The organism is Acinetobacter sp. 197 (assembly GCF_048148385.1).
In the GTDB taxonomy this organism is placed as follows: Bacteria; Pseudomonadota; Gammaproteobacteria; order Pseudomonadales; family Moraxellaceae; genus Acinetobacter; species Acinetobacter pecorum.
The window spans coordinates 40307-62182 of the sequence record NZ_JAYWZK010000009.1 but is presented as its reverse complement, the minus strand read 5'-3'; the positions used below and the strand labels follow the sequence as shown (position 1 = coordinate 62182).

The following is a 21876-nucleotide window of genomic DNA, read 5'->3' as shown; positions in this document are numbered from 1 at the left end:
AATTTATATATTAAATCTAATTTTGGTTTTTTAAGTAATATAATATTTTCTCTGATTTAACTTTCATACAGGAAAATGTAATGAAATTAAATGAAATGCATAGAATTTTGCAGCTAAATTTACTAAAAGAACAATTTATAGAAAAAGTAGAAATATATAGGAATGAAGTAGTTTATGTTAATATTAAAAAAGATGATATTTACTTTGCTCTGGATATTAATGAAAATAAAGAAATTTTTCTCGTATTCAGAAATGATAATAGCTGGGAAAATATCTGCCAGCATTTTAACTGCAAAATAAATCATAAAACAAAAATTTTTTCTAATAATCAGTTGCTGGTTGATTTTTTAGCTTTAAGTGATAAAGATAATATTGTAGAAATAATCAGACAAATTATTAATCAGTTATTAGAACATAGCAGTAATGAAGTTTATTTGCTTAAAAGTATAAATAGTAAGTTAATAAATATTAATCAAGTTACTTCAAATAAGTATTTGAATGATATTTATCTAGATATGGCAAATAGCTTAAAGGATAAATATTTAACATTACGTGATACCTTAGTCATGGTCAAAGAACAGGAGCTGAGTATTGCCAGATTTGGTGATGGTGAAATTCGTTGCATGGTGACCACCAATGGATGCGGTTTTCAAAAACATGACTGGAAATTGATGCAGGAACTCAGAGAAATCAGTCGTGAGAATACTGGCTTACTGGTCTGTTATCCTAGTTTGCTTATTGAAGATAAATTCTGGCAAAATTTTTGGCCGATATACTGGCCAAAGTGCAAGTTTTATCTGCAGCAGAATCGTATTGGTGATGCCATGATTACCAGACCTGAGGCTTTTTATTTTTATGGTCAAGAAATGGTTGCCTTGTGGAAATCAATCTGGAATGAGAAAAAAATCTGTTTTATATCGGGTGAAAATTCCAGATTTACTGCGAATCACCCAATTTTTTCTAATATTGAAAATGCAGAATATATTCTTTCAAAAAATAAGAATGCCTATCAGGATATAGATCAACTACTCGCAAAATGTCTTGGAAAAAAACATATTGATATATTTTTGATAGCACTTGGCCCGACTGGAACCGTACTGTCTGCAAGATTACATCGTCAGGGGAGAAGAGCTTTAGATATTGGTCATTTAAATAATAGTTTTGATACTGTATTTTTAAATAAAGTTACACCGGAAGGAATTCCATATTGATATAAATTTTATTTAATCTCTTTCATCAGTTTTTACTTTTAAATAAAGTGATAATTTTAAACACCTCATCAACTTGATATGAGATGTTTAAAATATAGAAAATACTTGGATAAAGTTTATAGATTGCGACGGATCCATCCCGTCAGGGTTTTACCTACTTTGGTATTTTCATCAAAACAGTGCTTGAGCAAAATCAGTTTTTCATTCTTTGCATCAGCGAAGAATTGATGCGGATTACGGGTGAATTTGCCCCACTTACGCTGTATATGTTCAAAATCTCCATTTTTATTAAGGATTTTATAAGGTTTTTCCAGAAGACTCATCAGTTGCTCAATATGTTTGTTTTTCATGGTATTTAATTTCTCTTTGGTGGTGATAGGTTGCGCTATGGCTTCATATTCGCCCAATGCATTCTTACGAACATAAATCCCTTCTGCTTCTTTTAAGGGCAGTACCCAATCTCTGTGTGCCGTGACATAACCCTGTTGGGTCACTAAACGTGGAATGCCATTGGTGAGCCATTCAATCGCAATAACCTCAAAGATTTCTCCTTGTGCCAAATATTGATCCTGGCGTTTGGAGTCTTTACGAAATCCGATATCTAAGTATATGGAGTTCCGTTGGATGGCAACTACCCGAATCGGGAATTCGACAGCACGAATATAGTTTTCAAGATTATTCGTCGGATAAACATATTTAATCCCGGTTGAATTCACTGCGGGTAATTTCATCTTTTGAAAGATTTTTTGATAATAAGCCCGAACATCCTGATGACTTCGGGAAAGTGAAATCGCAGCAGAACTGGTGAGCTGATCCAGATCTTTTTTATCTCTGACTGATTCAAGCTGCTGGATGGAAAGAACTGGCGCATATTCTTTCATTTCACCAAAACTTGAAATGTTGTCTTCTAACTTGGCAAAGACATTACAAATGAACTGGTCACTAGACTCTTTCATCTGATACGTATAGCTATGTTCATTCAAGATGCGTGCAAAGCTGGCCGGTTCTCCTGTTTCGATCTTGAGATAATCTTCTGCGAATTCAATCAGGCCTTGTTGGAAAAACTCATGATAGTCATTGAGTCTTGGTACGATCACTGCTTCCACCGATTCATTGACCCTTTGATATTCCGATATACTTTCATAAGGGGTACTGGCAAACAGAGGCTCAAAATACGAGAAGTTTACAGGCGCCAGGACGAAATTATGGCGAAGATTAGAGCCAGTCTCAGGACTGAAACTACGGATATAGTAGAATGGATTGGTAAGCTCGTGCCCAGCTGCATCCGTTAACAGGCGAGTAAAGGTATCCTGGGTATATCCTCTTCCCCAGAATTCTACAAAAGCAAATTTTTCGGAAAAATCAATATTTTCACGTAAATATTGATTTACGATAACCCGTTTTTCTGCTGCCAGTGCCAGAATTTTTTGGCGGTAAATTTCCGAGTTGGACAATGTTTTGCGGATATTCTCAGCAGTTTCGCCCCGTAAATGTCTGGCTTGTTTCAAGCTTTCAAATTCAGGAAAAAGTGCCAGAAGTTCATCTTCGGACAGATAGCTTGCTCGCACCAGATCCTGAAAACTGTCCATACCGACAAAGTTGCCAAAAGGGCCAAACATTTCATCATCAACTGTATGGATGAAAGAGGGAAGGCGCCACACCTTGCGAGAGCCATAAATATATTTTGTTTTTATTGGATAGCTATTCTTCTCAATCAGGGCATCAGCAATCAGTTTCAGGTAATGGCCATCACGGGAAATAAAGTAAAGTGTTTCATAACCACGTTCTAGGGCATCAAGGATAGTCCAGTGTATATAAGGCACCAGAAGCGAACCTGCATAGGCATAGGCATAATAGCTTTTTTCAAATTCAGAATTGCTGATACTGCTATCAGAGCTTAACTTATTCTGCCGATAACGATGCATGAGCGTAGCCAGCTGATATGCTTCGTATTTACAGGAATTTGGAGCAGAATGAATGAGCCTGCTTTCAAATGGAATAAAGCTGTCGATATGATGCACACGGGTTTCTATTGCAAATTTTCTTGGAACTGCACCATCTGCATGTGCATTGTCGCCATAATGCACCCATTTTTCGTACTGATATTTTTTTTCAAAGAAAATATGTTTGTAGATTTTCCCTGTTGATTTTTGATAACCGGTACTGCTGGACAGATACAGCGGAATATTATCCAGACGGGAATCCGCCTGATGCAACATGGTACGAATCACGCTTTCCGGAAGATACATATCGCTAATCAAGATGACATCCTGTCCCTGCGCCTGCAGATTTAACAGAAATTCAATACGGTGCTGCATGGGCTCGGCATGTGAAATTTCATTCTCAATTTCGAGTATTTTTAAATAATCAGTTTGTTCAGCCGTGAGTAAATAATTATTTTGAAGGCGCTCATAAATCAAATCGAGTGAAATTTCAATTTGATCGGTTTTGCGCTCAAACGTTGTTTTTCTAAACATATCGCGCGCATCCATTTCGACTTTATGCCTGATTTGCACCCAGTCGTCTTTGAATATCTGCGGGAAATTTAGCTCTGAATGCGTAAGCTGCTGTTGCATACGCGCAAAGATACTAAATGGAGCAAGTGTTTTGCGGTGAATCAGTGTGTCGAATACATCAAAGCTGTGTAATTCTTTATATTGGACTGCGAATGTCTTTAGCTGGTCAATTTCTGCAATGAGCTGATCCAGAGTCTTTTGTTTAGAATAGGAAAAGAAATATTCTAGTAGCTCATCTTTATTTTCAATTAGCGGTATTTCTTGAGAAAGTGTTTGCAGCAGGTGCTCAAAGCTGTCTGAAACCACACCACTGGTGAATTTGAAATAATCACCGATAAATCCTAAAGTATCTGAATATTCCTGATAGTCGGGAATATATCGAATGAACTTATTAACATTGGCTTCAAGCAGATCATAAAAAATGCTTGAATAGTCGATAATTGCAATATCAATCAGATGAAAGATTTCATAGATATCATAATTTTCGTTCCAGAAAATAATATGTTCTGAGTCAGAATACTGCTGCTGGATTTCAAGAAAATAGGGATCATTTCTCATAAACGGGTGGACTTTAATGATCAGTAGATCATTATTTTCTGCTATTGCAGCAGATAATAAGTCAAAGCTCGGTATCAGTTCGCTCAACACCCCGTTAATTTTTTTGATGCGATAGGTGGGGGCGAACAGAATAACATTCCGGTAATGGGACTTATTGATCAGCTGATTAATATCATAACTTTGTACCTGACCATAAACGATATTACGAGGATAAGGCCCTCGGATAATTTGAGACCGCTCTATAATGGTATCTTGAATAAAGTGATCTTCCATTGCAGGAGAGGTGGCAAGGAAATAAGACTGATTACGGTAAAGCTTAAAATTCCGGATATGTTTGCGAACAATACTATCTGCTAAAATGGATTCTGGGCCAAGTGCCAATTCAATATGCTTAAGACCCACCCCATGCCAAGTGTTAATGACTTTTGTCGTTGTGGGAAGGTTGTCAGGATATTTCTCTCTAAAATTTTCAGTGATGTAGACATCACACTCGGCAAATAAAGCTTTGCATCGTTTATCTTTAGCAGAAAGAATATTATTAAGGCCAAGTTTTTTTAGGGTTTCAAATTCTTCATTATTTTCTGAAATCCACCAGCACTCATGGGAGTTTTGGTATTTATGACTCATATATAAAAATAGAGCTTTAGGATTACCCTGCCAGTTATAAGAAGAGAAGATCCAGCTATATTTTTGCTTTTTCTGCTCTGATAATTTATTTTCCAGAATATCCGGACTCAAATTTATTTTAGGTAAATCGGAAATATAATTAATAAAACTGTTTGTATTGTATAGTTTTTTATCAAACTTATAAGTCAATTTATGGATGAAAAAGTCATTTATAATTTCATTAAAGCGCTCAAGATTAAATTCTTTTGCGAGACTTTGGTTGAGTTGTAGCGCTTTTCTGGGATGGATTTTAAGCATGTTATCCCATTCATTTTTGTATTCTTCATCCGTCCAATACAGCATTTCAACGATGTCATGATACATAAAATAATTGGTTAAACTTTCTTGGTTTTTCCACCATAAGTTCAAGACAGTATGGATTGCATTCAGGACATAGGAATTCGGGGAACTATAAATAAACCAGTTGCCCACTCGGGAACCGCTATAAGTAAAAAAGAAACAGTTTTGTTTTTTGATTTCCTGTAATGACTGGCTTAAATCTTGGGTCAGCAGGCAGGTTGAATCTAGCCAGACACCCCCATATTTGGTGAGTAATTCTGTTCTCAGCCAGTCTGAAAAGTGAGTAGGACTAGAATTAATCAGTTTTTCGATATGTGGAGGAATTCTGACATAGTCAGATAAATTATTTTTAGTCAAAATGATTAAATCAAAATCCTCACCAATATATTTTTTTTGACTTTCTAATGCCACCTTAACTACAGCAGGAGCGGTTGCTGGATTATCCCAGAAAACAAAAGCTTTATTTTGATTGATTTTTTTTATACTTAAGTTTTCTCTGATTTTTTCCTTAATCTCGGATTTATTTTGAATAATAAATTCCGCCATGAGATGACGTTCTAATAATAGCGATGGGTGGATCTTAAACGCTGCTTCCACATCATAATTGGCATGAAGGGTGTTTTTTATTGCATGGTTGATAATGAGTCGAGATTTTTCTTTATCATTTTTCTTTTCATAAATCCCTGCAATTTTTAAATCTAGCAATGCATCATTAGCAAAATCTTTTTTACACTGTTCATACAATTTCAGTGCTTCGTCATAATTTTTCTTAGATTCTGCTGTTAATGCGGTTTTGAAATCCTCATTTTGTGTAACAGGAGACGGAGATTTCTGCTTTGATTTCAATAAGTTATTGTAAATTAATATTAATTCTTGATTATCCATGATACTTTTTTTGAGCCAATTGATAAGCTATTTTGTAGAGCATATGTTCTAAAAGCAATAGATCATTTGACAATTAAGTGATTTGTACAGAGTCTTGTAGCCGTGACAGCCACTCTAGTGCTGTTGCTCTAATTCATGCTATCTTTCAAAACTATATTTATACCTTTATACCTTATTCGGTATAACGCTGGACTAAAGAACAAAAAATTTTGAGAAGATAATGAAAAACATTGCTGTAATTTTATCTGGTGGTTCTGGTTCACGCTTTGGTGGAGCCTTGCCCAAACAATTTACTAAACTTGCCGGTAAAGCAATTATTGAATATACCATCGATGTATTTCAGAGTTCCGAAGATATTGACGAAATTATTATTGTTTCCCAGACCCAGAATGTTCACCGTACCTGGGAAATCATTAAAAAGAATAATTGGTCAAAAATTACTAAAGTCGTGACAGGTGGTGCAGAACGCTTTGATTCAACCTATTCAGCACTGACAGCCCTAAGAGGCAATGATGCGACGTGTAAAGTTTTATTCCATGATGCAGTACGGCCTTTGGTGAATCACCAGATTATTTCTAATTGCCTTACAGCGCTGCAGGATTTTGATGCTGTTGATGTCGTAATTTCATCTGCGGACACTCTCGTGGAAGTTTATGATGATGGATGTATTTCAAATATTCCCAATCGCTCATTTATGCGCCGTGGACAGACGCCCCAGGCTTTCACCTTGGGTACTATTCAACTTGCTTATAGTAAAGCATTAGAAATGAATCGAAAGACCTTTACCTGTGATTGCGGGGTAGTGCGTGCCATGTTGCCTCAGGTACGTGTGGCGACGGTTGAGGGAAATGAACGCAATATTAAAGTTACCCATCCGGTTGATTTATTTATTGCAGAAAAGTTTCTACAGTCTGCTCATGATATTCCGTTTAAAAATGGCGACAGCTTAAATTTTTTAAAAGATAAAAATATTGTCATTTTTGGTGGCAGCAGTGGTATTGGCCTGGAAATGAAAAATATAGCCTTGGTACATGGGGCGAATGTAGAAATTGCCAGTCGTTCATATAATCAGGTCGATATTTGTAATCTGGAAAGTGTTAAAGCTTATCTGTCTGCTATAAAGAAAAAAATGGGTCACATCGACTATGTGGTGAATACAGCCGGACTTCTGATCAAGAAACCTATTGATCGGTTAAGTATGGAAGAACTCACTTCTTTAATTGGTGTGAATTATACCGGCGCGGTAAATGTGGCCATTGCAGCAAAACCCTATGTGCTAGAAACTTCTGGCATGTTAATGAATTTTACTTCTAGTTCTTATACTCGAGGCCGTGCTTTCTATGCAGTATATTCATCAACAAATGCGGCGATTGTCAACTTTACTCAAGCTTTAGCTGAAGAGTGGAGTAATGAAGGTATTCGGGTGACCTGTATTAATCCGGAACGTACCGCCACCCCAATGCGAACAGCGAACTTCGGTATAGAGCCTGCCGGATTATTATTGTCTGCTCAGGAGGTTGCCTTGGCCAGTTTAAAAGTGCTGGGTACTCAGAATACCGGTATAATTGTTGACGTTAGAAAAGACGGTCGATAAGAAGCTGCCCATGCCTGGAAATAATTTGTATTACATTTATATAGACTCAAAAATTGAAGGTACCATAGATCAACTTATAAGCTATTTTCAGGCAGATATTTTTAATGCTGATGACTGTATCTGTATTTATTTTAAATATTATAAAGATATTGAAAAATATATAAAAAACAGGCTAGGTTCACAGCGGATAAAATATAAATTTATACGTAAAAACAGTGATTTGAATTTTATTTCACATAAGGTTGTATTTTATCTGTTCAATGCCCAGTCAAATTGTAAAATTACTGCACGCCGTGATTTAACCCATATTTTTGTTACCCATGGTGAAAGCCATAAACTGGCTTCTATTAAACCGATTATAAGAATTTACGATTTTGTTATTACCTCAGGACAGGTAGGTATTGAGCGGTTTTTAAAGGCAAGTATTTTTAATTCATACAATATTCAGCATGAACATCGCGTCTTAACAATGGGTGATACCTTTATTGGTCAAAATGCTTATGTATTCGCATCCGATAGCCAAAGCTTGCTTTATGCTCCTACTTGGGAGGGCGGCGTACCTGAGGAGAATTATTCCTCGATTGGACTGCAAGCCACTAAAATTTTAAAACATATTATCCAGCAATATGGGATAAAAAAGCTGTATATACAGCCCCATCCTAACCTGGGACACCGGGATAAAGAATACTTGGCTCATTTCAAAAAGATGTTAAATGAGTTGAAGCAATCATCGCTTGAAATTGTAGTGGTGAAAGCACAAATCAAATTAGCAGATCACTGGTCTTATCGGGGTTATACGCTTATTTCACAATCCTATAAGCCTAAGCTTAAAGTTGCAGCTGCGGTGACTGATATTTCGGCGATGGAAATGCAGCTGATTAATAATAAGATACCGACTTTAGTACTTTTTGATCAGGATTATTTGAATAGGCTTATTATTCCGCGCCGGGTGCAATATTTGTATGAAACCACACGATCTTTGCAAAACTTTAAGGTAGAAGCCTTCAGTTTTTCACAGCAAAAAGATGAAATACAAAAACATGATGATTATCTGATTGGTTATTTTGAGGAAAATTTGAGATTAATGTCATTTAGACAACGTATACAATGGTTGTGTGGGTTTGCATACGAGAACAAGATCAAAAATTATCGGGAAAATTTGGAATTATATTAATTCATGTTGTTATTTAAATACTTAGAAAAAAATTCAATGCAGGCTTGGAAGCCCCTGTTAGAACCTTATAAAAATCATACAGCAGGCTGGGGACGCAAAAAAAGTTTTTTCAAAGCCCAAGCTTTGGCAGAGGAAAAGGGCTTAAAAGTACTCTGCCTGGAGGATGGTTTTATCCGTTCTTTGGGGTTGGGTAAACAGGGCTTCGCAGCTCTTTCTCTGGTTGCTGACACTACAGGCATTTACTTTAATGCCTTACAGCCTTCTGACTTGGAACAACTGATTGTTCAACCTGAAAATGAAAAATCAAACCTGCGAGCTTCATCCATCATTCAGACAATTTTAAGCCATAAAGTCACCAAATATAATCAAAAATTCCAAAGCATCGATCCTGCTAAATTTGAACAGACAACTAGACATGTTTTGGTTGTTGATCAAACTTTTGGTGATCAATCCATTAAATATGCAGGTGCTACCCCAGCAACTTTTAAGACCATGTTGGCACAAGCCTGTCACGATCATCCGCATGCGATTATTTGGGTCAAAACTCACCCTGATGTAATGGCGGGAAAGGCAAAATCTCATTTTCAACCGCAGGACTTGGATTCTGAAAATATTCGGGTTTTAACTGAGGCCTATAATCCGATTGAGCTGTTGGACTATATGAGCGAGGTCTATGTAGTCAGCTCACAGCTTGGTTTTGAAGCCTTGCTGTGTGGCAAGATGGTACATTGTTTTGGTGTGCCATGGTATGCAGGCTGGGGACTTACCCAGGATCATCGCGCGCCTCTGCATATTTTAAATGGGCGACGCAGACAAAATCGCTCCTTGCAGCATTTATTTGCCTGTGCGTATTTGCAGTATGCACATTATCTTAATCCAGTAACCGGACAGCGCTGCGAGTTAGAGGAAATCCTCGATTTATTTATTCCAAATATACAGTTCCAACAACAACTGGCCCAATCGTATATAGCCTATGGGTTTAGTCCCTGGAAAAAAAAGTTTATTGCAGCTTATTTCGCATTTCCTCAGCTCAAGCTGAAATTCCAGCGTTATTTTAAACCGCATAAACATCATTATATTTTAGCTTGGGGGAAAAGAGCCAAGCTGTTAAAAGAATCAGCTTATGAACAAGTCACTACTGTTGAAGATGGATTTATTCGTTCTGTTGGCCTAGGAGCGAAGCTGATCCGGCCCTGTTCACTGGTTTTTGACAATGTCGGCATTTACTATGATGCTACACAGCCTTCACGAATAGAACAGCTGCTTTTAAATGTGAATTTAAGTACAGAGCAGATTGACCGCGCACAGCGATTAAGAAAATTACTTATTGATTTAAATATTTCAAAATACAATGTCGGCACAAAAAAATCATTAACACGTCCTCCACATTCACGTGTTCTGTTGGTCGTTGGACAGGTGGAAGATGATATGTCGATTCAGCTCGGGGGAGTGGGGGTTAAAACCAATCTGGGGCTGCTCAAGCAGGTCAGGGAAAACCATCCGGACAGCTATATTATTTACAAGCCACATCCAGATGTCCAGAGCGGACTACGCACAGGGAAAATTCCTGAACCGGACATGCTGCATTATGCCGATCAGGTTGAACTTGATACTTCCATTTTAGAGTGTTTTGAAATTTGTGATGAGGTACATACCATAACGTCCTTAAGTGGTTTCGAAGCTTTAATTCGGGGGCTAAAGGTCTATTGTTATGGATTACCTTTCTATGCAGGCTGGGGCTTGACACAGGATAGATACTTGTCACAAAGACGCAATAGACATCTTACATTGGAGGATTTATTGTATGTAACCCTTGTAGAATATCCGACCTATAATTTAGCGCATACCGAGGTGTCGGGTATCCCCTTGGTCAGACCTGAAGATGTAATTGCTTATATAAAAAAACAGTTAGATCAACCGGTAAGTTATAACGAAAGGTATAAACGTGTATTATTAGCTCTATATAATATACTAAAAAAAATAGGTTAATTGCTTTATGTCAGTTCATATAAATCGTTTATTACTTTCTGAGCGGGTCCTCTTGTTACAGGGCCCGATGGGGAACTTTTTTAATCGTTTTTCTGCATGGCTAAAAGATCATGATATTCATTGCTTTAAAGTAAACTTGAATGGTGGTGATCAGTTTTTTTCACGTTCTTTTGAATACAATTTTAATTTTACCGGTGCTTCTTCTGAATTTTCAGCCTGGATTGAGGATCTGCTGTTAACCCAGGATATTGATACTGTCGTATGTTTTGGGGACTGCCGTCAATACCATCAGATTGCAAAAAAAGTGGCATTGAAGCATCAGATTAACTTTTTTGCTTTTGAAGAAGGGTATATCCGGCCAAACTACATTACCTTTGAGCAGGACGGGGTTAATTTCTTTTCCAACTTTTTATCGCATTTGAAGTTAAAAGCCAAAAAACATAAACATAGCCAGATTGAGGAAATTTCCGAAGTCAATAATAGCTACCGCTCAATGGTAGTCAGTGTAATGATCTATTATCTGTTTATGCTGATTTTTTCATGGAAATACCCCCATTATAAACACCACCGGCAGATGACTATCTGGGCTGAAGTTTATTACTGGATCTGGTCAGGTGTGCGGCGCATTAAAAACTATTTTGTAGAAGATGGTCGGTTTAATACATTTATACAGGGCTATAAAAAACGCTATTTTGTTTTTGCTCTACAAGTACATAACGATTTTCAAATTCGTACCCATTCTGATTTGAAATGTATGAAAAAGTATATTGAAATGGTGATTCGGGATTTTGCACGACACGCAGATCCGCATCATCATTTAGTACTTAAGCATCATCCAATGGATCGTGGCTATCGTAATTATGCCTCTTATATCCGTAAGTTGGCTAAATCGCAGGATGTGGAGGGACGGATTCACTATTTTTGTGATATCCATTTACCTACGCTTTTAAAAAATAGCCTGGGTTTTGTCACGGTAAATAGTACGACAGGCATTCAGGCTTTGTATCACCATATTCCTGTCAAGGTATTGGGCTATGCACTCTATAACTTGCCTAAGCTGACCAACCAACGGCCACTGGCTAAATTCTGGAGGAATCCAGGTAAGGTGGATCAGGTGTATTTTAATTACTTCCGTGAAGAGCTGATTAATTATTCTCAATTAAACGGGGCATTTTATGGTGCTTCACCTTGGATGGATCACTATGATCTGTCGCATATCGAGGTAGATGTAGAAATGCAGCCGGTCAATAATCCTGTTTCCATCTGATCGGGATGAGAGCCTTCATGGCTCATATAATTAACTGGTAAAATTTAGAAATTTTAGAAATCTTGTTGAGAGAAATCCTTAAATAAAATACTTTTGCCCGAAATTCATTGAAGAGCAGAAAAGAATTTAAAAAAAAGCCCTGATCGAAAAATCAGGGCTTTTTTAGAATCTGGAGCGGGAAAGGAGACTCGAACTCCCGACCCCAACCTTGGCAAGGTTATGCTCTACCAACTGAGCTATTCCCGCGGAGTCTATAAAGTTTTTTAAATGAAAAAACTAAATGAAAAAATTTTGAGCGGGAAAGGAGACTCGAACTCCCGACCCCAACCTTGGCAAGGTTATGCTCTACCAACTGAGCTATTCCCGCATGCCGTGTATAATACAGCATGCAAAAATGAGGTCAACACCTTTGTTAAAAATCTTGCATCAATTGCATAAAATAAAATCAAAATCCTTTGGATTAGACATTAAATAGCCAATATTCATCTGGTAGTTTATAAAACTTAGCCACAATCAACGGATTGCACCCATATAGACTGCCAAAATACTTCGCAGAACAAGGTATACTGAAACCATATTTTTCAAAATTGGAGTCCGGCCATGAGCCTAGAACAACAACTGAAAGACCGTTTGGCACAATTATCCCCAACCCATCTGGAAGTAGTTAATGAGTCCTCGGGCCATGGCGGTTATTTTCCGGGAAAAGAATCGCATTTTAAAACCGTCATCGTCAGTCAGGCTTTTGCCGGTTTGCGCCCCGTCCAGCGTCATCAGAAAGTTTATGCTGCTGCGGGTGATCTGCTGTCGAAAGACAAGATTCATGCACTGGCGATTCATGCATTTTTACCTGAAGAATGGACAGGACAGGATACGAGCAGTCCTGCTTGTGCCCATGCACCAAAAAACTAAGAGGAAATGATGGAAACCCAACTTTTAGTCAAGATTATCCATATGTCGGTAGCAGGACTGGCGATTGTCGCCATTCTTGCCCATGCCTTGACCTTGTTTGTCGGCACACAGGGAAATATGCCTAATCCGGTAGCACGCACCGCATTAGTGGCTTTGCAGCATTTCGCCATCACGGTGATTGTACTGACCGGTATCGTGTCGCTTTTCCTTAAAGATTTTGATGTGCAGCCCTGGTTCTATGCCAAAGTTATTTTATTTTTGGTACTGGTGTCCTCTCTAGGCAAAGCCTATAAAAAAGATGATTCGATTTTGCTGGTACAGCGTCGGGCTGGCTTATTTATTGCTGTGGTTTCATTGATGTCTATTCTGGCCCTGGTGATGATCAAGCCGAATTTTGGCTAAAAGCAGACTGGCTATGACGATCAGCATAGCCATTACATCTGAATAATTAAAAAGTACAAATGTAGTAAAAGTAATTAAAAATTGACAGGAGGGGACATGCGTACACGTGTGGTATTTAATCAAAAAGGTGGGGTGGGCAAGTCGAGTATTACCGTCAATCTGGCAGCGATCAGCGCACATCAGGGCTTAAGAACCTTGTTGATTGACCTGGATCCGCAGGCTAACTCCAGCCAGTATGTGCTAGGCGATGATGCGACGTATTCCAGTGACAAGCCTGCACTCGAACCGAATATCGAAAACTATTTTGAAGATGTACTCGGCAATCAGCAAAGTAAGGGGCTGCTCGGCAATGCCATTGGCTCGATTTTAAAAAGCCGTAGCAAAGGTCTGGAAAGCTATGTGCATCAATCCTCTTTTAAGCATCTGGATGTTATTCCGGCCAGCCCGACACTCGGAACATTGGCTCATGCCCTGGAATCCAAGCACAAGATTTACAAGTTAAGAGATGCCTTGCAACAACTGTCGGGACATTATGACCGGGTGTTTATTGATACACCGCCTGCATTCAATTTCTTTACCCTCTCCGCACTCATTGCGGCAGACCGCGTGCTGATTCCCTTCGACTGTGACGTGTTTTCTAAACGCGCCCTGCAGACCCTGATTGAAAATGTGATTGAAACCCAAGATGACCATAATGAAAATTTGGAAATTGAAGGCATTGTCGTCAACCAGTTTCAGGCACAGGCCAAATTACCGCGCGAAGTGGTACAGCAGCTCAAAGATGAAGGCTTACCGGTGCTTGACAGTATGTTGCCACCGTCGATCTTGATGAAAGAATCTCATCAGAAAAATCTGCCTTTGATTCATTTGGCTACTGATCATAAATTGACTCAGGCCTATCAATCGTTGTTCAATGAGATAGAACAGAATTAAGATCGAGTTAACTATGAAACTTGTGAAAATCGGCCTGAGTATTGCTGCACTGGCATTACTCAGTGCCTGTGCAACGACGGTAAAACCGACTTATGTGTCGCCTACCCTGTATCAGACTTTGGGTTGCTCGCAACTACAGGGTGAATATAACCGTATTCAGCAGTATATTGACAATGGTGTCGAACCACCGAAACGTACTGGCATGGGTGTAGGTGTGGGTCTTGGCGGTGGTTGGGGCAGTCACGGTGGTTGGGGTATTGGTCCGAGTATCTCAGTCAATATGGGACAGTCATCTGATACCAAAAGAACCGAACTGGCACGACTTTTAGGCGAGCAGGAAGCGATTGTTCAGGCTGCACGTTATAAGAACTGCCCGATGATCGTGCGGCAGGCGATACCTAAATAAATCATTCTATATTAAAAGGATGAATGCTGACTTCGGGTCGGCATTTTTTATTGCTTTCACCAAGAATAGAGCGGTTTAAATTAAGATAAAACTCACGTGAAATTGACCGGCCTGTATAGAAGTCTGAAATTTTTAAGCTTGTCATGATATTCGCATATTGATTAAGCTAGAACATAGGCCCGGAATAGTTCATCGCGATGATTGAAAATTGGTTATTTGTTTTAGGACTTATTGCTGTGCTGATGGTTCCAGGGCCGGCCAATGCCCTGGTGGCCAGTTCCGCTTATCAGCAGGGACGGCCCAAAACCAGTCTTTATCTTCCTGCCATTCTGATGGGCTATTTTTATGCCATTAATGTCTGGGCTTTGTTGATTCATCTGGCTTCACCGATCTGGCCAAATTTTAAAGGTGTGGTCTATGTACTGAGTACCATCTGTGTGGGCTGGATGACCTTGCATTTATATAAGGCCCAACAGTTAGAGCGCTATAATAAGAACCATCCTCAGATTCGTCCTTGGCAAATGTTTAGGGCCACCTTAAAAAATCCTAAAGCAGCCCTGTTGGCCTCAGGAATTTTACCCATGGAAACCTGGCAAAGTCCGACCAACTTCGTGCTGGTTTTTGCTGCCTTTAGCTTGAGTACCATTCCTGTAGGGGTTTTCTGGATGATTTTTGGTCAGGCAATTTTGAGCAGTCATTCTGAAAAAATAAAAGCCGGCCTCATTTATAAAGGCGCGGCTCTGTTTGTCCTGCTTTGTCTGATCCCACTCCTGATCAAGCTGTGGGATTAAATGCGCAGGCTATAAAAAATATTAAGCTGTTGTGCTTTTTTTAAGCTTTTGTTGAATAAAGCCAATCACACCTGGCAATACACTTAAAATAATGATGCCGAAAATCAGATAGGTAAAATTGTCTTTAACAATCGGCATATTGCCAAACATATAACCCAAGATTACAAATGAGCTAATCCAGGCAAATGCCCCGACCACATTATAGGTCAGGAAATATTTGTAATTCATGCTGCCAGCACCGGCTACAAAGGGTGCAAAGGTACGGGCAAAAGGAATAAAACGCGCAAAAATAATGGTTTTACCCCCATGTCTGGCAAAGAATTGCTGAGTCGCCAATAAATGTTTTTGATTGATAAAGCGTGATTCAATCTCGAACACCCGAGGTCCAATATATTTACCAATGTGATAATTCAGGGTATCACCCAGCACTGCCGCAACAAATAGGAGCGGAATCAGCACCCAGGGATCCATCGCACCTGTAGACGCTGCCAAAGCACCTGCTGCAAATAACAAGCTGTCACCGGGCAGGAATGGCATTACCACCAAACCTGTTTCCACAAAGATAATCAGGAAAAGAATGGCATAAATCCAGATCCCGTAATTGGTGATAAATTCAAGCAAGTGATCATCAACATGCAAGATAAAATCAATCAGTTCCATGAGCCCAGTACAAGCAAAAGTGTGCTCAAATCCTAACAGCGATCACCTCTAAAGTCAGTAATAAAAGTCGACTATTTTGCGGCTTATTTTTCTGCTTTCAGGCTAATCCTGTCATTTTAAAAATGGATGTATCAGCGTATTTACAGATTTTTATTGGAGCTTTCTGAGCAGACTACACAAGGTCATCATGGTGTTACATAACTTCTGCAGCGTCTGCTCCAGCTTTCTGTTTAGATCATGGAATCATCATAAAAATAGCAGGTCAAAACATATGAAAAAATATATTCTTGTGATACTAGTTCTGGCAGCTGTCAGTCCGGCACTTTGGGCTAAATCCGATCAGGCTGTTCTGGCAGAAGCCAAAAAGAATGTAGTCAGTATTGCTCAGGCACACAAAATGAAAGATGAAACCGGCGTGACCTTAACAGGCCAGATCGTCAAACAGCGTGCAGCGCAAAGTGATGAATTTGAATTAAAAGATAAAACCGGCAGCATCATGATTGATGTGGATGATGACCACTGGAAAAGATTAAAACTCAAAGCAGGCGACCGGGTGAAAGTCTGGGGCGAGGTCGATACGCACCGCAATAAACCCACCGATATTGAAGTGATTCAGATTGAACACCTGAAATAAACCATTCATTTGGCTGGTTCACAGGAAAGCAGCGGAAGTCTGCTCTCCTGTGAACCAGCCAAAAATGAAGCCACTAATTTCTATAATTTCTTAACTGTTTAATATTTAAACGCTTTGGAATAGTGTGCTTAAATGCAAGAAAAATGCTAGAATACGGCGCTTATCTTTCGTTTGCCTTTCATAGTTGTTCGTCATGACTACCAATACTCAAATTACTGAAGATCGTATCCTGATTCTGGATTTCGGTTCTCAATATAGTCAGCTCATCGCACGTCGTGTTCGTGAAGCTGGTGTATATTCTGAAATGTATGCCTATGATATGTCTGAAGAAGACATTCGTGCATTTAATCCAAACGGGATCATCTTGTCTGGTGGACCTGAGAGTGTTCACCTTGAAGGCAGCCCACGTGCGCCGCAAGTGGTATTCGAACTGGGTGTGCCGGTATTGGGTATTTGTTATGGCCTGCAAACCATGTGCGAACAGCTTGGCGGTAAAGTTGAGCCGGGTCATGTACACGAATTTGGCTATGCAGAAGTAGATATTGTCGTACGTGACAAGCTGATCGGTAATTTACAGGACCGTGAAAACCAGTTGCATGTCTGGATGAGCCATGGTGACAAGGTTGCCCGTATTCCAGAAGGCTTCCAGATCACTGCACAAACTCCAAGCTGTCCAATTGCGATGGTTTCTGACGAAACTCGCGGTTTCTATGGCATTCAGTTCCATCCTGAAGTAACACATACTTCTAAAGGCGCAGAATTACTGTCGAACTTCGTTCATCAAATTTGTGGTTGTCGCGGTCTGTGGACGCCAGAACACATTATTGATCTACGTGTAGAACAGCTTCGCCAACAGATTGGTGATGAAAAAGTATTACTTGGTCTTTCTGGCGGTGTGGATTCATCTGTAGTGGCAGCACTGTTGCATAAAGCAATTGGTGATCAGCTGACTTGTGTGTTTGTAGATAATGGTCTGCTTCGTTTGAACGAAGGCGATCAAGTGATGCAAATGTTTGCAGATAACATGGGTATCCGCGTGATTCGTGCTGATGCAGAGGAACGTTTCCTGACTGCACTGGCTGGCGAAGTTGATCCAGAGAAAAAACGTAAGATTATTGGCCGTGAATTTATTGCAGTCTTCGCTGAAGAAGCACGTAAATTAGATGGCGTAAAATTCCTGGCTCAAGGTACGATTTATCCGGACGTGATTGAATCTGCCGCAAGCAAGCAGGGTAAGGCGCATGTGATTAAATCGCATCACAATGTGGGTGGTTTACCGGCAGACCTGGCGTTTGAACTGGTTGAACCGTTACGTGACCTGTTTAAAGATGAAGTACGTAAATTGGGTACGACTTTAGGTTTGCCACACAGCATGATCTATCGTCATCCATTCCCGGGCCCAGGTCTTGGTGTGCGTATCCTGGGTGAAGTGAAAAAAGAATATGCAGACATTTTACGTCTTGCGGATGACATTTTCATGCAGGAATTGCGTGCCAGCGGTTGGTATGATAAAACGGCTCAAGCCTTTGCAGTATTCCAGCCAGTGAAATCGGTGGGTGTAGTCGGTGATGGCCGTCGTTATGCATGGGTGATTGCACTGCGTGCGGTAGAAACCGTGGACTTTATGACGGCTCGTTTCGCGCATCTTCCTTATGATTTAGTCGATAAAATCTCGACCCGTATCATGAACGAAATTGCTGAAGTTTCTCGTGTTGTGTATGACGTATCGTCTAAACCACCTGCAACGATTGAATGGGAGTAATTTAGGGGTTTCGGACAGCACTGCTGTCCGTCTAAATTACGCCAAGCGCTATGCTCGCGGCAGTTTAGGAATCTAAACTTTCCAAATTAAAGAAGAGTGCTTAGGCGCTCTTTTTTATACTTTTTTAAATAGATAAGAGACTTAAGTCGGCTTAACCTGCCAGTTTTGCAGCTCTCCATCTAAACTCTGATCTGGATCATAAGCCTCAACCCGATTCCGACCATTGGCTTTAGCCTGATATAAGGCGATATCAGCCTGTTTAATCAGGGTCAGTAAATCGGTTTCACAGCTTTCCAGAATGGCAGCACCAATAGAAATACTAAAACTGAAACGATGTTGACTGTCTAGGTCGATCACGATATTTTCAATTTTATGCCTTAAACGTTCAGCAATTTTTAAAGCATCATCGAGAGAAGTTTCAGGTAAAAAAGCAATAAATTCCTCGCCTCCATAGCGCGCCAGAATATCATGCTGCCGCATTTCACTATGGGTGCTTAGTGCTATCGTTTGTAAGACCTGATCTCCAATATCATGCCCATAACGGTCATTAATCTGCTTGAAATGATCAACATCAAATACCAGTAAGCTCATGGGTGCAGGTCGCGCAAGATTCTGCTGTACCAGCTGTTGGGCCAGATATTCAAAACATCGACGGTTATTCAGGCCAGTGAGTGAGTCAGTATGTGCCATATTTTCAAAGGCCTGACGATTATATTCATTCAGGGTATATTGCAGGAATACAATGCGTGATTTTAAGGTCGAGTTCCAGCTGATATAAAGACTGAAGGTTAATACCGGCAGATAAATCAAGGAAAATAAAAATATCTGATACGGGTCAGCATGGGTATTGAAATATACGCCAAGATAAATGACCAGGGTAATCAGACCTGAAGTAATCAAAGACGGCCAGAAACGGATCTGTATACATAAATTGGCCAACACAATAAAGACCAGGGATGCATATTGATAAATAAGGACAGAGGCACTTTCGGACTGATTCAGGTTAAAGAACCAGATGGCACTTGCGCCAATAATTGAAGTGGGCAAGAGCAGGTCAAAGACAGGCAGGTTGCGGTAAGAATGATACATCCAGATCGTCACCATGACGATCAGAAGGGTATAGCTGATTTTGGTCAAAATGAGCAAAGTAAGGATATCGTTGAGTACCACAATATCGGCAAGGGTATAGGATGCATAGGCCAGCTGTGCAAATAAATTAACCTGTAACAGGTATTTTAAAGTAAGTTGTTTTTGATGAGCATAATAAGCCGGTTTTAAGGATGCAGGAATACGAACAAGCGGCTCTTGAAGGGCCTCCTGAATCAAACTACGAGATTCTTTTTCATACTCATGAGGCATGCAGCCTTCCCAACTTAAAATTTATAAAAATGAATAAGATGAAATTTATATAGTTGTATAAAAAATATTCTATTCTTTTGTTAAATATTTTAAAAGTGAAGAAACAAATTTATTTGATCAGGTAAAAATATCTGATTAATACTTCTCAGGATGAGCTTAGCTTGTAGCGTATAACAAACCAACCTGGGTTCAACTTTAATTTGTGGCTGATTGAACTGGCTGAGTGTTCGATTTAAATACATTCCAGGGATTGTCTGTTGCAGACTTGGCCTGATCCAGTATGTCGGGATGATAGACTTCAATCCGGTTGCGTCCAGTTTTTTTGGCCTGATATAAAGCAATATCCGCTTGTTTGATCAGGTCTTCCAGAGTTTGGGTATGTGATTCCAGTTCTGCTATCCCGATTGAAATAGTAAACCGGATGGCATGATTAGGTTTGACATAAATGTACTGCTTTTGAATAGCACAGCGAATTCGCTCTGCAATCACCAGACTGTCTTGTAGCTGAGTATCCTCCAGAAGGGCGATAAATTCTTCCCCGCCAAAACGTGCCAGTACATCGCTATGCCGCATTTCTTTACGGGTCACTTCAGCAATGAGTTGCAGTACCCGATCACCGACATCATGTCCATAACTATCATTAATATTCTTAAAATGATCAACATCAAACATCAGCAGGCAGCTACTGGCATGTTTAGGCCATTGATGAATTGAACGTTCAGCCATATCGACAAAATGGCGACGGTTATATAGCTGGGTCAAATCATCGGTATGTGCGAGATTTTTTAAGGTTTGATAGTTCCATTCGTCAAGTAGGGAACGCAGAAACGAACGCCGAACATTTAGAATATTATTCCAGTTAATATAGATACTAAAAAACCAGAGAGGACTAAAAACTACTGCAAAAATAAAAGCTTGAGATGTACTCATTAACTGGTTGGCCCCCAGCATGATAAACAGGGCAATCAAGATGGAACAATAGACCGCGACTTTAAACTGGGTCTGTATACAGAGATTGGCGACAAGAATAAAAATCGCAGAGGCATAAATATAGGTGGCCACATGAGGACTACTTGAAAGTACCAGTAAGCCAATCCAGGCCGCTGCGGCCACAGTCGTACCTATAGGCACGATTCTATCCAGAACCTGAATGTTTTTATATTTTTTAAACAGGTAATAACAGCAAAACAGTGCGCCCAGAACCAGAACCACACGTATCAGCCCGGACATAAAAAACATGTCCGGAATAATCAGGATATCAGCAAAAAAATACAGAAGAAATGCTATTTGTGCCAGATAGTTAATTTGACGCAAATTTTGATGACTATGGGTATAGACGTAATCATAAAAATATTGCTGAAACGGAGCAGGAATACGGGCATGCGGATCTGTCAGCGCCTGTTCAATCAGCTGACGGTTTTTCAGATCACATTCAGATAGTTTTAGTGATTTATCAGTCGTCGAATTTTGAAAAGATATATTCGTCGTTGAATATATATTCTCATTCTTAGCAGACATGTCCTGGTCCAGTATTATTTTTATAGGTGCCTATTATGCCGTGATTGAATAAAAAATAACCTCCTAAAAATTGGGTATCCGGAAGGATTTTGCATTTAAAACGTAACAAAATTTGTGTTTTTAATTATGGAAGTAGTTGAAATACATGAAAAATCATCTTATTTTCCAAAATTTTAAAATACTATTCATTCGTTTCACGTGAAACATGGCTGCTCAATACTTCTTTGTATACACCCCATATCATCTCCTTAAGCCAGGTAGCTGCATCAAAAATTTTTAAGCTAACTCAAGTATTTGTATTTACAATACAAATCGTATCAGCTGTTCAGATTTTAAATAGGG

At 39.5% G+C, this 21876-nt stretch carries 16 protein-coding genes and 2 tRNA genes; 12 read left to right on the top strand and 6 right to left on the bottom strand.

Going from position 1 to position 21876, the window contains the following annotated elements; all coding sequences use genetic code 11:
- The first annotated feature begins 80 nt into the window (after positions 1 to 80).
- The gene (locus VXQ11_RS10365; RefSeq protein ID WP_416705963.1) at positions 81 to 1211 is read left to right on the top strand and encodes a GT-D fold domain-containing glycosyltransferase; all 1131 of its coding nucleotides are present in this window, start codon (positions 81 to 83) and stop codon (positions 1209 to 1211) included.
- A 116-nt stretch (positions 1212 to 1327) separates the two neighbouring features.
- Here VXQ11_RS10365 and VXQ11_RS10360 read toward each other — a convergent pair whose 3' ends face one another.
- A complete protein-coding gene (locus tag VXQ11_RS10360; protein ID WP_416705962.1) occupies positions 1328 to 6097 on the bottom strand; it encodes a capsular polysaccharide synthesis protein in 4770 nt (1589 codons plus the stop codon).
- A 259-nt stretch (positions 6098 to 6356) separates the two neighbouring features.
- Here VXQ11_RS10360 and VXQ11_RS10355 point away from each other — a divergent pair, with 259 nt between their 5' ends.
- From VXQ11_RS10355 to VXQ11_RS10340, 4 genes are read left to right on the top strand one after another with little or no spacing between them, the layout of a single operon-like run.
- Positions 6357 to 7730 carry a D-ribitol-5-phosphate cytidylyltransferase gene (locus VXQ11_RS10355; RefSeq protein WP_416705961.1) on the top strand — a complete coding sequence of 458 codons (1374 nt, stop codon included), beginning with the start codon at positions 6357 to 6359 and terminating at the stop codon, positions 7728 to 7730.
- A gap of 10 nt (positions 7731 to 7740) precedes the next feature.
- The gene (locus VXQ11_RS10350) at positions 7741 to 8904 is read left to right on the top strand and encodes a hypothetical protein (protein ID WP_416705960.1); all 1164 of its coding nucleotides are present in this window, start codon (positions 7741 to 7743) and stop codon (positions 8902 to 8904) included.
- Positions 8905 to 8940: 36 nt separating this feature from the next.
- Complete coding sequence (locus tag VXQ11_RS10345) at positions 8941 to 10893, top strand: capsular polysaccharide biosynthesis protein (RefSeq protein WP_416705959.1); 1953 nt, start codon at positions 8941 to 8943, stop codon at positions 10891 to 10893.
- Positions 10894 to 10900: 7 nt separating this feature from the next.
- On the top strand, positions 10901 to 12160 hold the full coding sequence (locus VXQ11_RS10340) for a capsule biosynthesis protein (protein ID WP_416705957.1): 1260 nt from the start codon (positions 10901 to 10903) through the stop codon (positions 12158 to 12160).
- A 170-nt stretch (positions 12161 to 12330) separates the two neighbouring features.
- Here the strand turns inward: VXQ11_RS10340 and VXQ11_RS10335 are convergent.
- Together VXQ11_RS10335 and VXQ11_RS10330 are read right to left on the bottom strand one after the other, a co-directional pair.
- Positions 12331 to 12406, bottom strand: a tRNA-Gly gene (locus VXQ11_RS10335).
- Positions 12407 to 12454: 48 nt separating this feature from the next.
- A tRNA-Gly gene (locus VXQ11_RS10330) sits at positions 12455 to 12527 on the bottom strand.
- 233 nt (positions 12528 to 12760) lie between these two features.
- Between VXQ11_RS10330 and VXQ11_RS10325 the strand changes: the two genes are divergently transcribed.
- The 5 genes from VXQ11_RS10325 to VXQ11_RS10305 all read left to right on the top strand — a co-directional run bounded on the left by VXQ11_RS10325 (position 12761) and on the right by VXQ11_RS10305 (position 15601).
- Positions 12761 to 13069 carry a BolA family protein gene (locus VXQ11_RS10325; protein WP_416680978.1) on the top strand — a complete coding sequence of 103 codons (309 nt, stop codon included), beginning with the start codon at positions 12761 to 12763 and terminating at the stop codon, positions 13067 to 13069.
- Between the two features lie 9 nt (positions 13070 to 13078).
- Positions 13079 to 13471 carry a SirB2 family protein gene (locus VXQ11_RS10320; RefSeq protein ID WP_416705955.1) on the top strand — a complete coding sequence of 131 codons (393 nt, stop codon included), beginning with the start codon at positions 13079 to 13081 and terminating at the stop codon, positions 13469 to 13471.
- Between the two features lie 96 nt (positions 13472 to 13567).
- Entirely contained in the window at positions 13568 to 14404 is an 837-nt protein-coding gene (locus VXQ11_RS10315) for a ParA family protein (RefSeq protein WP_144723858.1), read from the top strand.
- Positions 14405 to 14417: 13 nt separating this feature from the next.
- Entirely contained in the window at positions 14418 to 14810 is a 393-nt protein-coding gene (locus VXQ11_RS10310) for a hypothetical protein (protein WP_064101705.1), read from the top strand.
- Between the two features lie 197 nt (positions 14811 to 15007).
- Complete coding sequence (locus VXQ11_RS10305; RefSeq protein WP_064096931.1) at positions 15008 to 15601, top strand: hypothetical protein; 594 nt, start codon at positions 15008 to 15010, stop codon at positions 15599 to 15601.
- A 21-nt stretch (positions 15602 to 15622) separates the two neighbouring features.
- Here VXQ11_RS10305 and VXQ11_RS10300 read toward each other — a convergent pair whose 3' ends face one another.
- Positions 15623 to 16261: a DedA family protein gene (locus VXQ11_RS10300; protein WP_064101706.1), complete on the bottom strand. Its 639-nt coding sequence runs from the start codon at positions 16259 to 16261 to the stop codon at positions 15623 to 15625.
- A 271-nt stretch (positions 16262 to 16532) separates the two neighbouring features.
- On the opposite strand from VXQ11_RS10300, the gene VXQ11_RS10295 reads away from it, so the two are divergent.
- Together VXQ11_RS10295 and guaA are read left to right on the top strand one after the other, a co-directional pair.
- A complete protein-coding gene (locus tag VXQ11_RS10295; protein WP_144723855.1) occupies positions 16533 to 16895 on the top strand; it encodes a NirD/YgiW/YdeI family stress tolerance protein in 363 nt (120 codons plus the stop codon).
- Between the two features lie 193 nt (positions 16896 to 17088).
- Positions 17089 to 18657, top strand: coding sequence for a glutamine-hydrolyzing GMP synthase (guaA, locus tag VXQ11_RS10290; RefSeq protein ID WP_064096934.1), 1569 nt, complete (start codon positions 17089 to 17091; stop codon positions 18655 to 18657).
- A gap of 141 nt (positions 18658 to 18798) precedes the next feature.
- On the opposite strand, the gene VXQ11_RS10285 is transcribed toward guaA, so the two are convergent.
- Entirely contained in the window at positions 18799 to 20016 is a 1218-nt protein-coding gene (locus tag VXQ11_RS10285) for a GGDEF domain-containing protein (RefSeq protein WP_416705954.1), read from the bottom strand.
- A 195-nt stretch (positions 20017 to 20211) separates the two neighbouring features.
- Positions 20212 to 21534, bottom strand: a complete 1323-nt coding sequence (locus VXQ11_RS10280; RefSeq protein WP_416705953.1) for a GGDEF domain-containing protein — start codon at positions 21532 to 21534, stop codon at positions 20212 to 20214.
- Positions 21535 to 21876 lie beyond the last annotated feature (342 nt).

Coding starts and splice junctions, on each gene's coding strand:
- VXQ11_RS10325 (WP_416680978.1), top strand. CDS start 12,761: ATGAGCCTAGAACAACAACTGAAAGACCGTTTGGCACAATTATCCCCA.
- VXQ11_RS10355 (WP_416705961.1), top strand. CDS start 6,357: ATGAAAAACATTGCTGTAATTTTATCTGGTGGTTCTGGTTCACGCTTT.
- VXQ11_RS10305 (WP_064096931.1), top strand. CDS start 15,008: ATGATTGAAAATTGGTTATTTGTTTTAGGACTTATTGCTGTGCTGATG.
- VXQ11_RS10345 (WP_416705959.1), top strand. CDS start 8,941: ATGCAGGCTTGGAAGCCCCTGTTAGAACCTTATAAAAATCATACAGCA.
- VXQ11_RS10365 (WP_416705963.1), top strand. CDS start 81: ATGAAATTAAATGAAATGCATAGAATTTTGCAGCTAAATTTACTAAAA.
- VXQ11_RS10280 (WP_416705953.1), bottom strand. CDS start 21,534: ATGTCTGCTAAGAATGAGAATATATATTCAACGACGAATATATCTTTT.
- VXQ11_RS10315 (WP_144723858.1), top strand. CDS start 13,568: ATGCGTACACGTGTGGTATTTAATCAAAAAGGTGGGGTGGGCAAGTCG.
- VXQ11_RS10300 (WP_064101706.1), bottom strand. CDS start 16,261: ATGGAACTGATTGATTTTATCTTGCATGTTGATGATCACTTGCTTGAA.
- VXQ11_RS10350 (WP_416705960.1), top strand. CDS start 7,741: ATGCCTGGAAATAATTTGTATTACATTTATATAGACTCAAAAATTGAA.
- VXQ11_RS10285 (WP_416705954.1), bottom strand. CDS start 20,016: ATGCCTCATGAGTATGAAAAAGAATCTCGTAGTTTGATTCAGGAGGCC.
- guaA (WP_064096934.1), top strand. CDS start 17,089: ATGACTACCAATACTCAAATTACTGAAGATCGTATCCTGATTCTGGAT.
- VXQ11_RS10310 (WP_064101705.1), top strand. CDS start 14,418: ATGAAACTTGTGAAAATCGGCCTGAGTATTGCTGCACTGGCATTACTC.
- VXQ11_RS10320 (WP_416705955.1), top strand. CDS start 13,079: ATGGAAACCCAACTTTTAGTCAAGATTATCCATATGTCGGTAGCAGGA.
- VXQ11_RS10340 (WP_416705957.1), top strand. CDS start 10,901: ATGTCAGTTCATATAAATCGTTTATTACTTTCTGAGCGGGTCCTCTTG.
- VXQ11_RS10295 (WP_144723855.1), top strand. CDS start 16,533: ATGAAAAAATATATTCTTGTGATACTAGTTCTGGCAGCTGTCAGTCCG.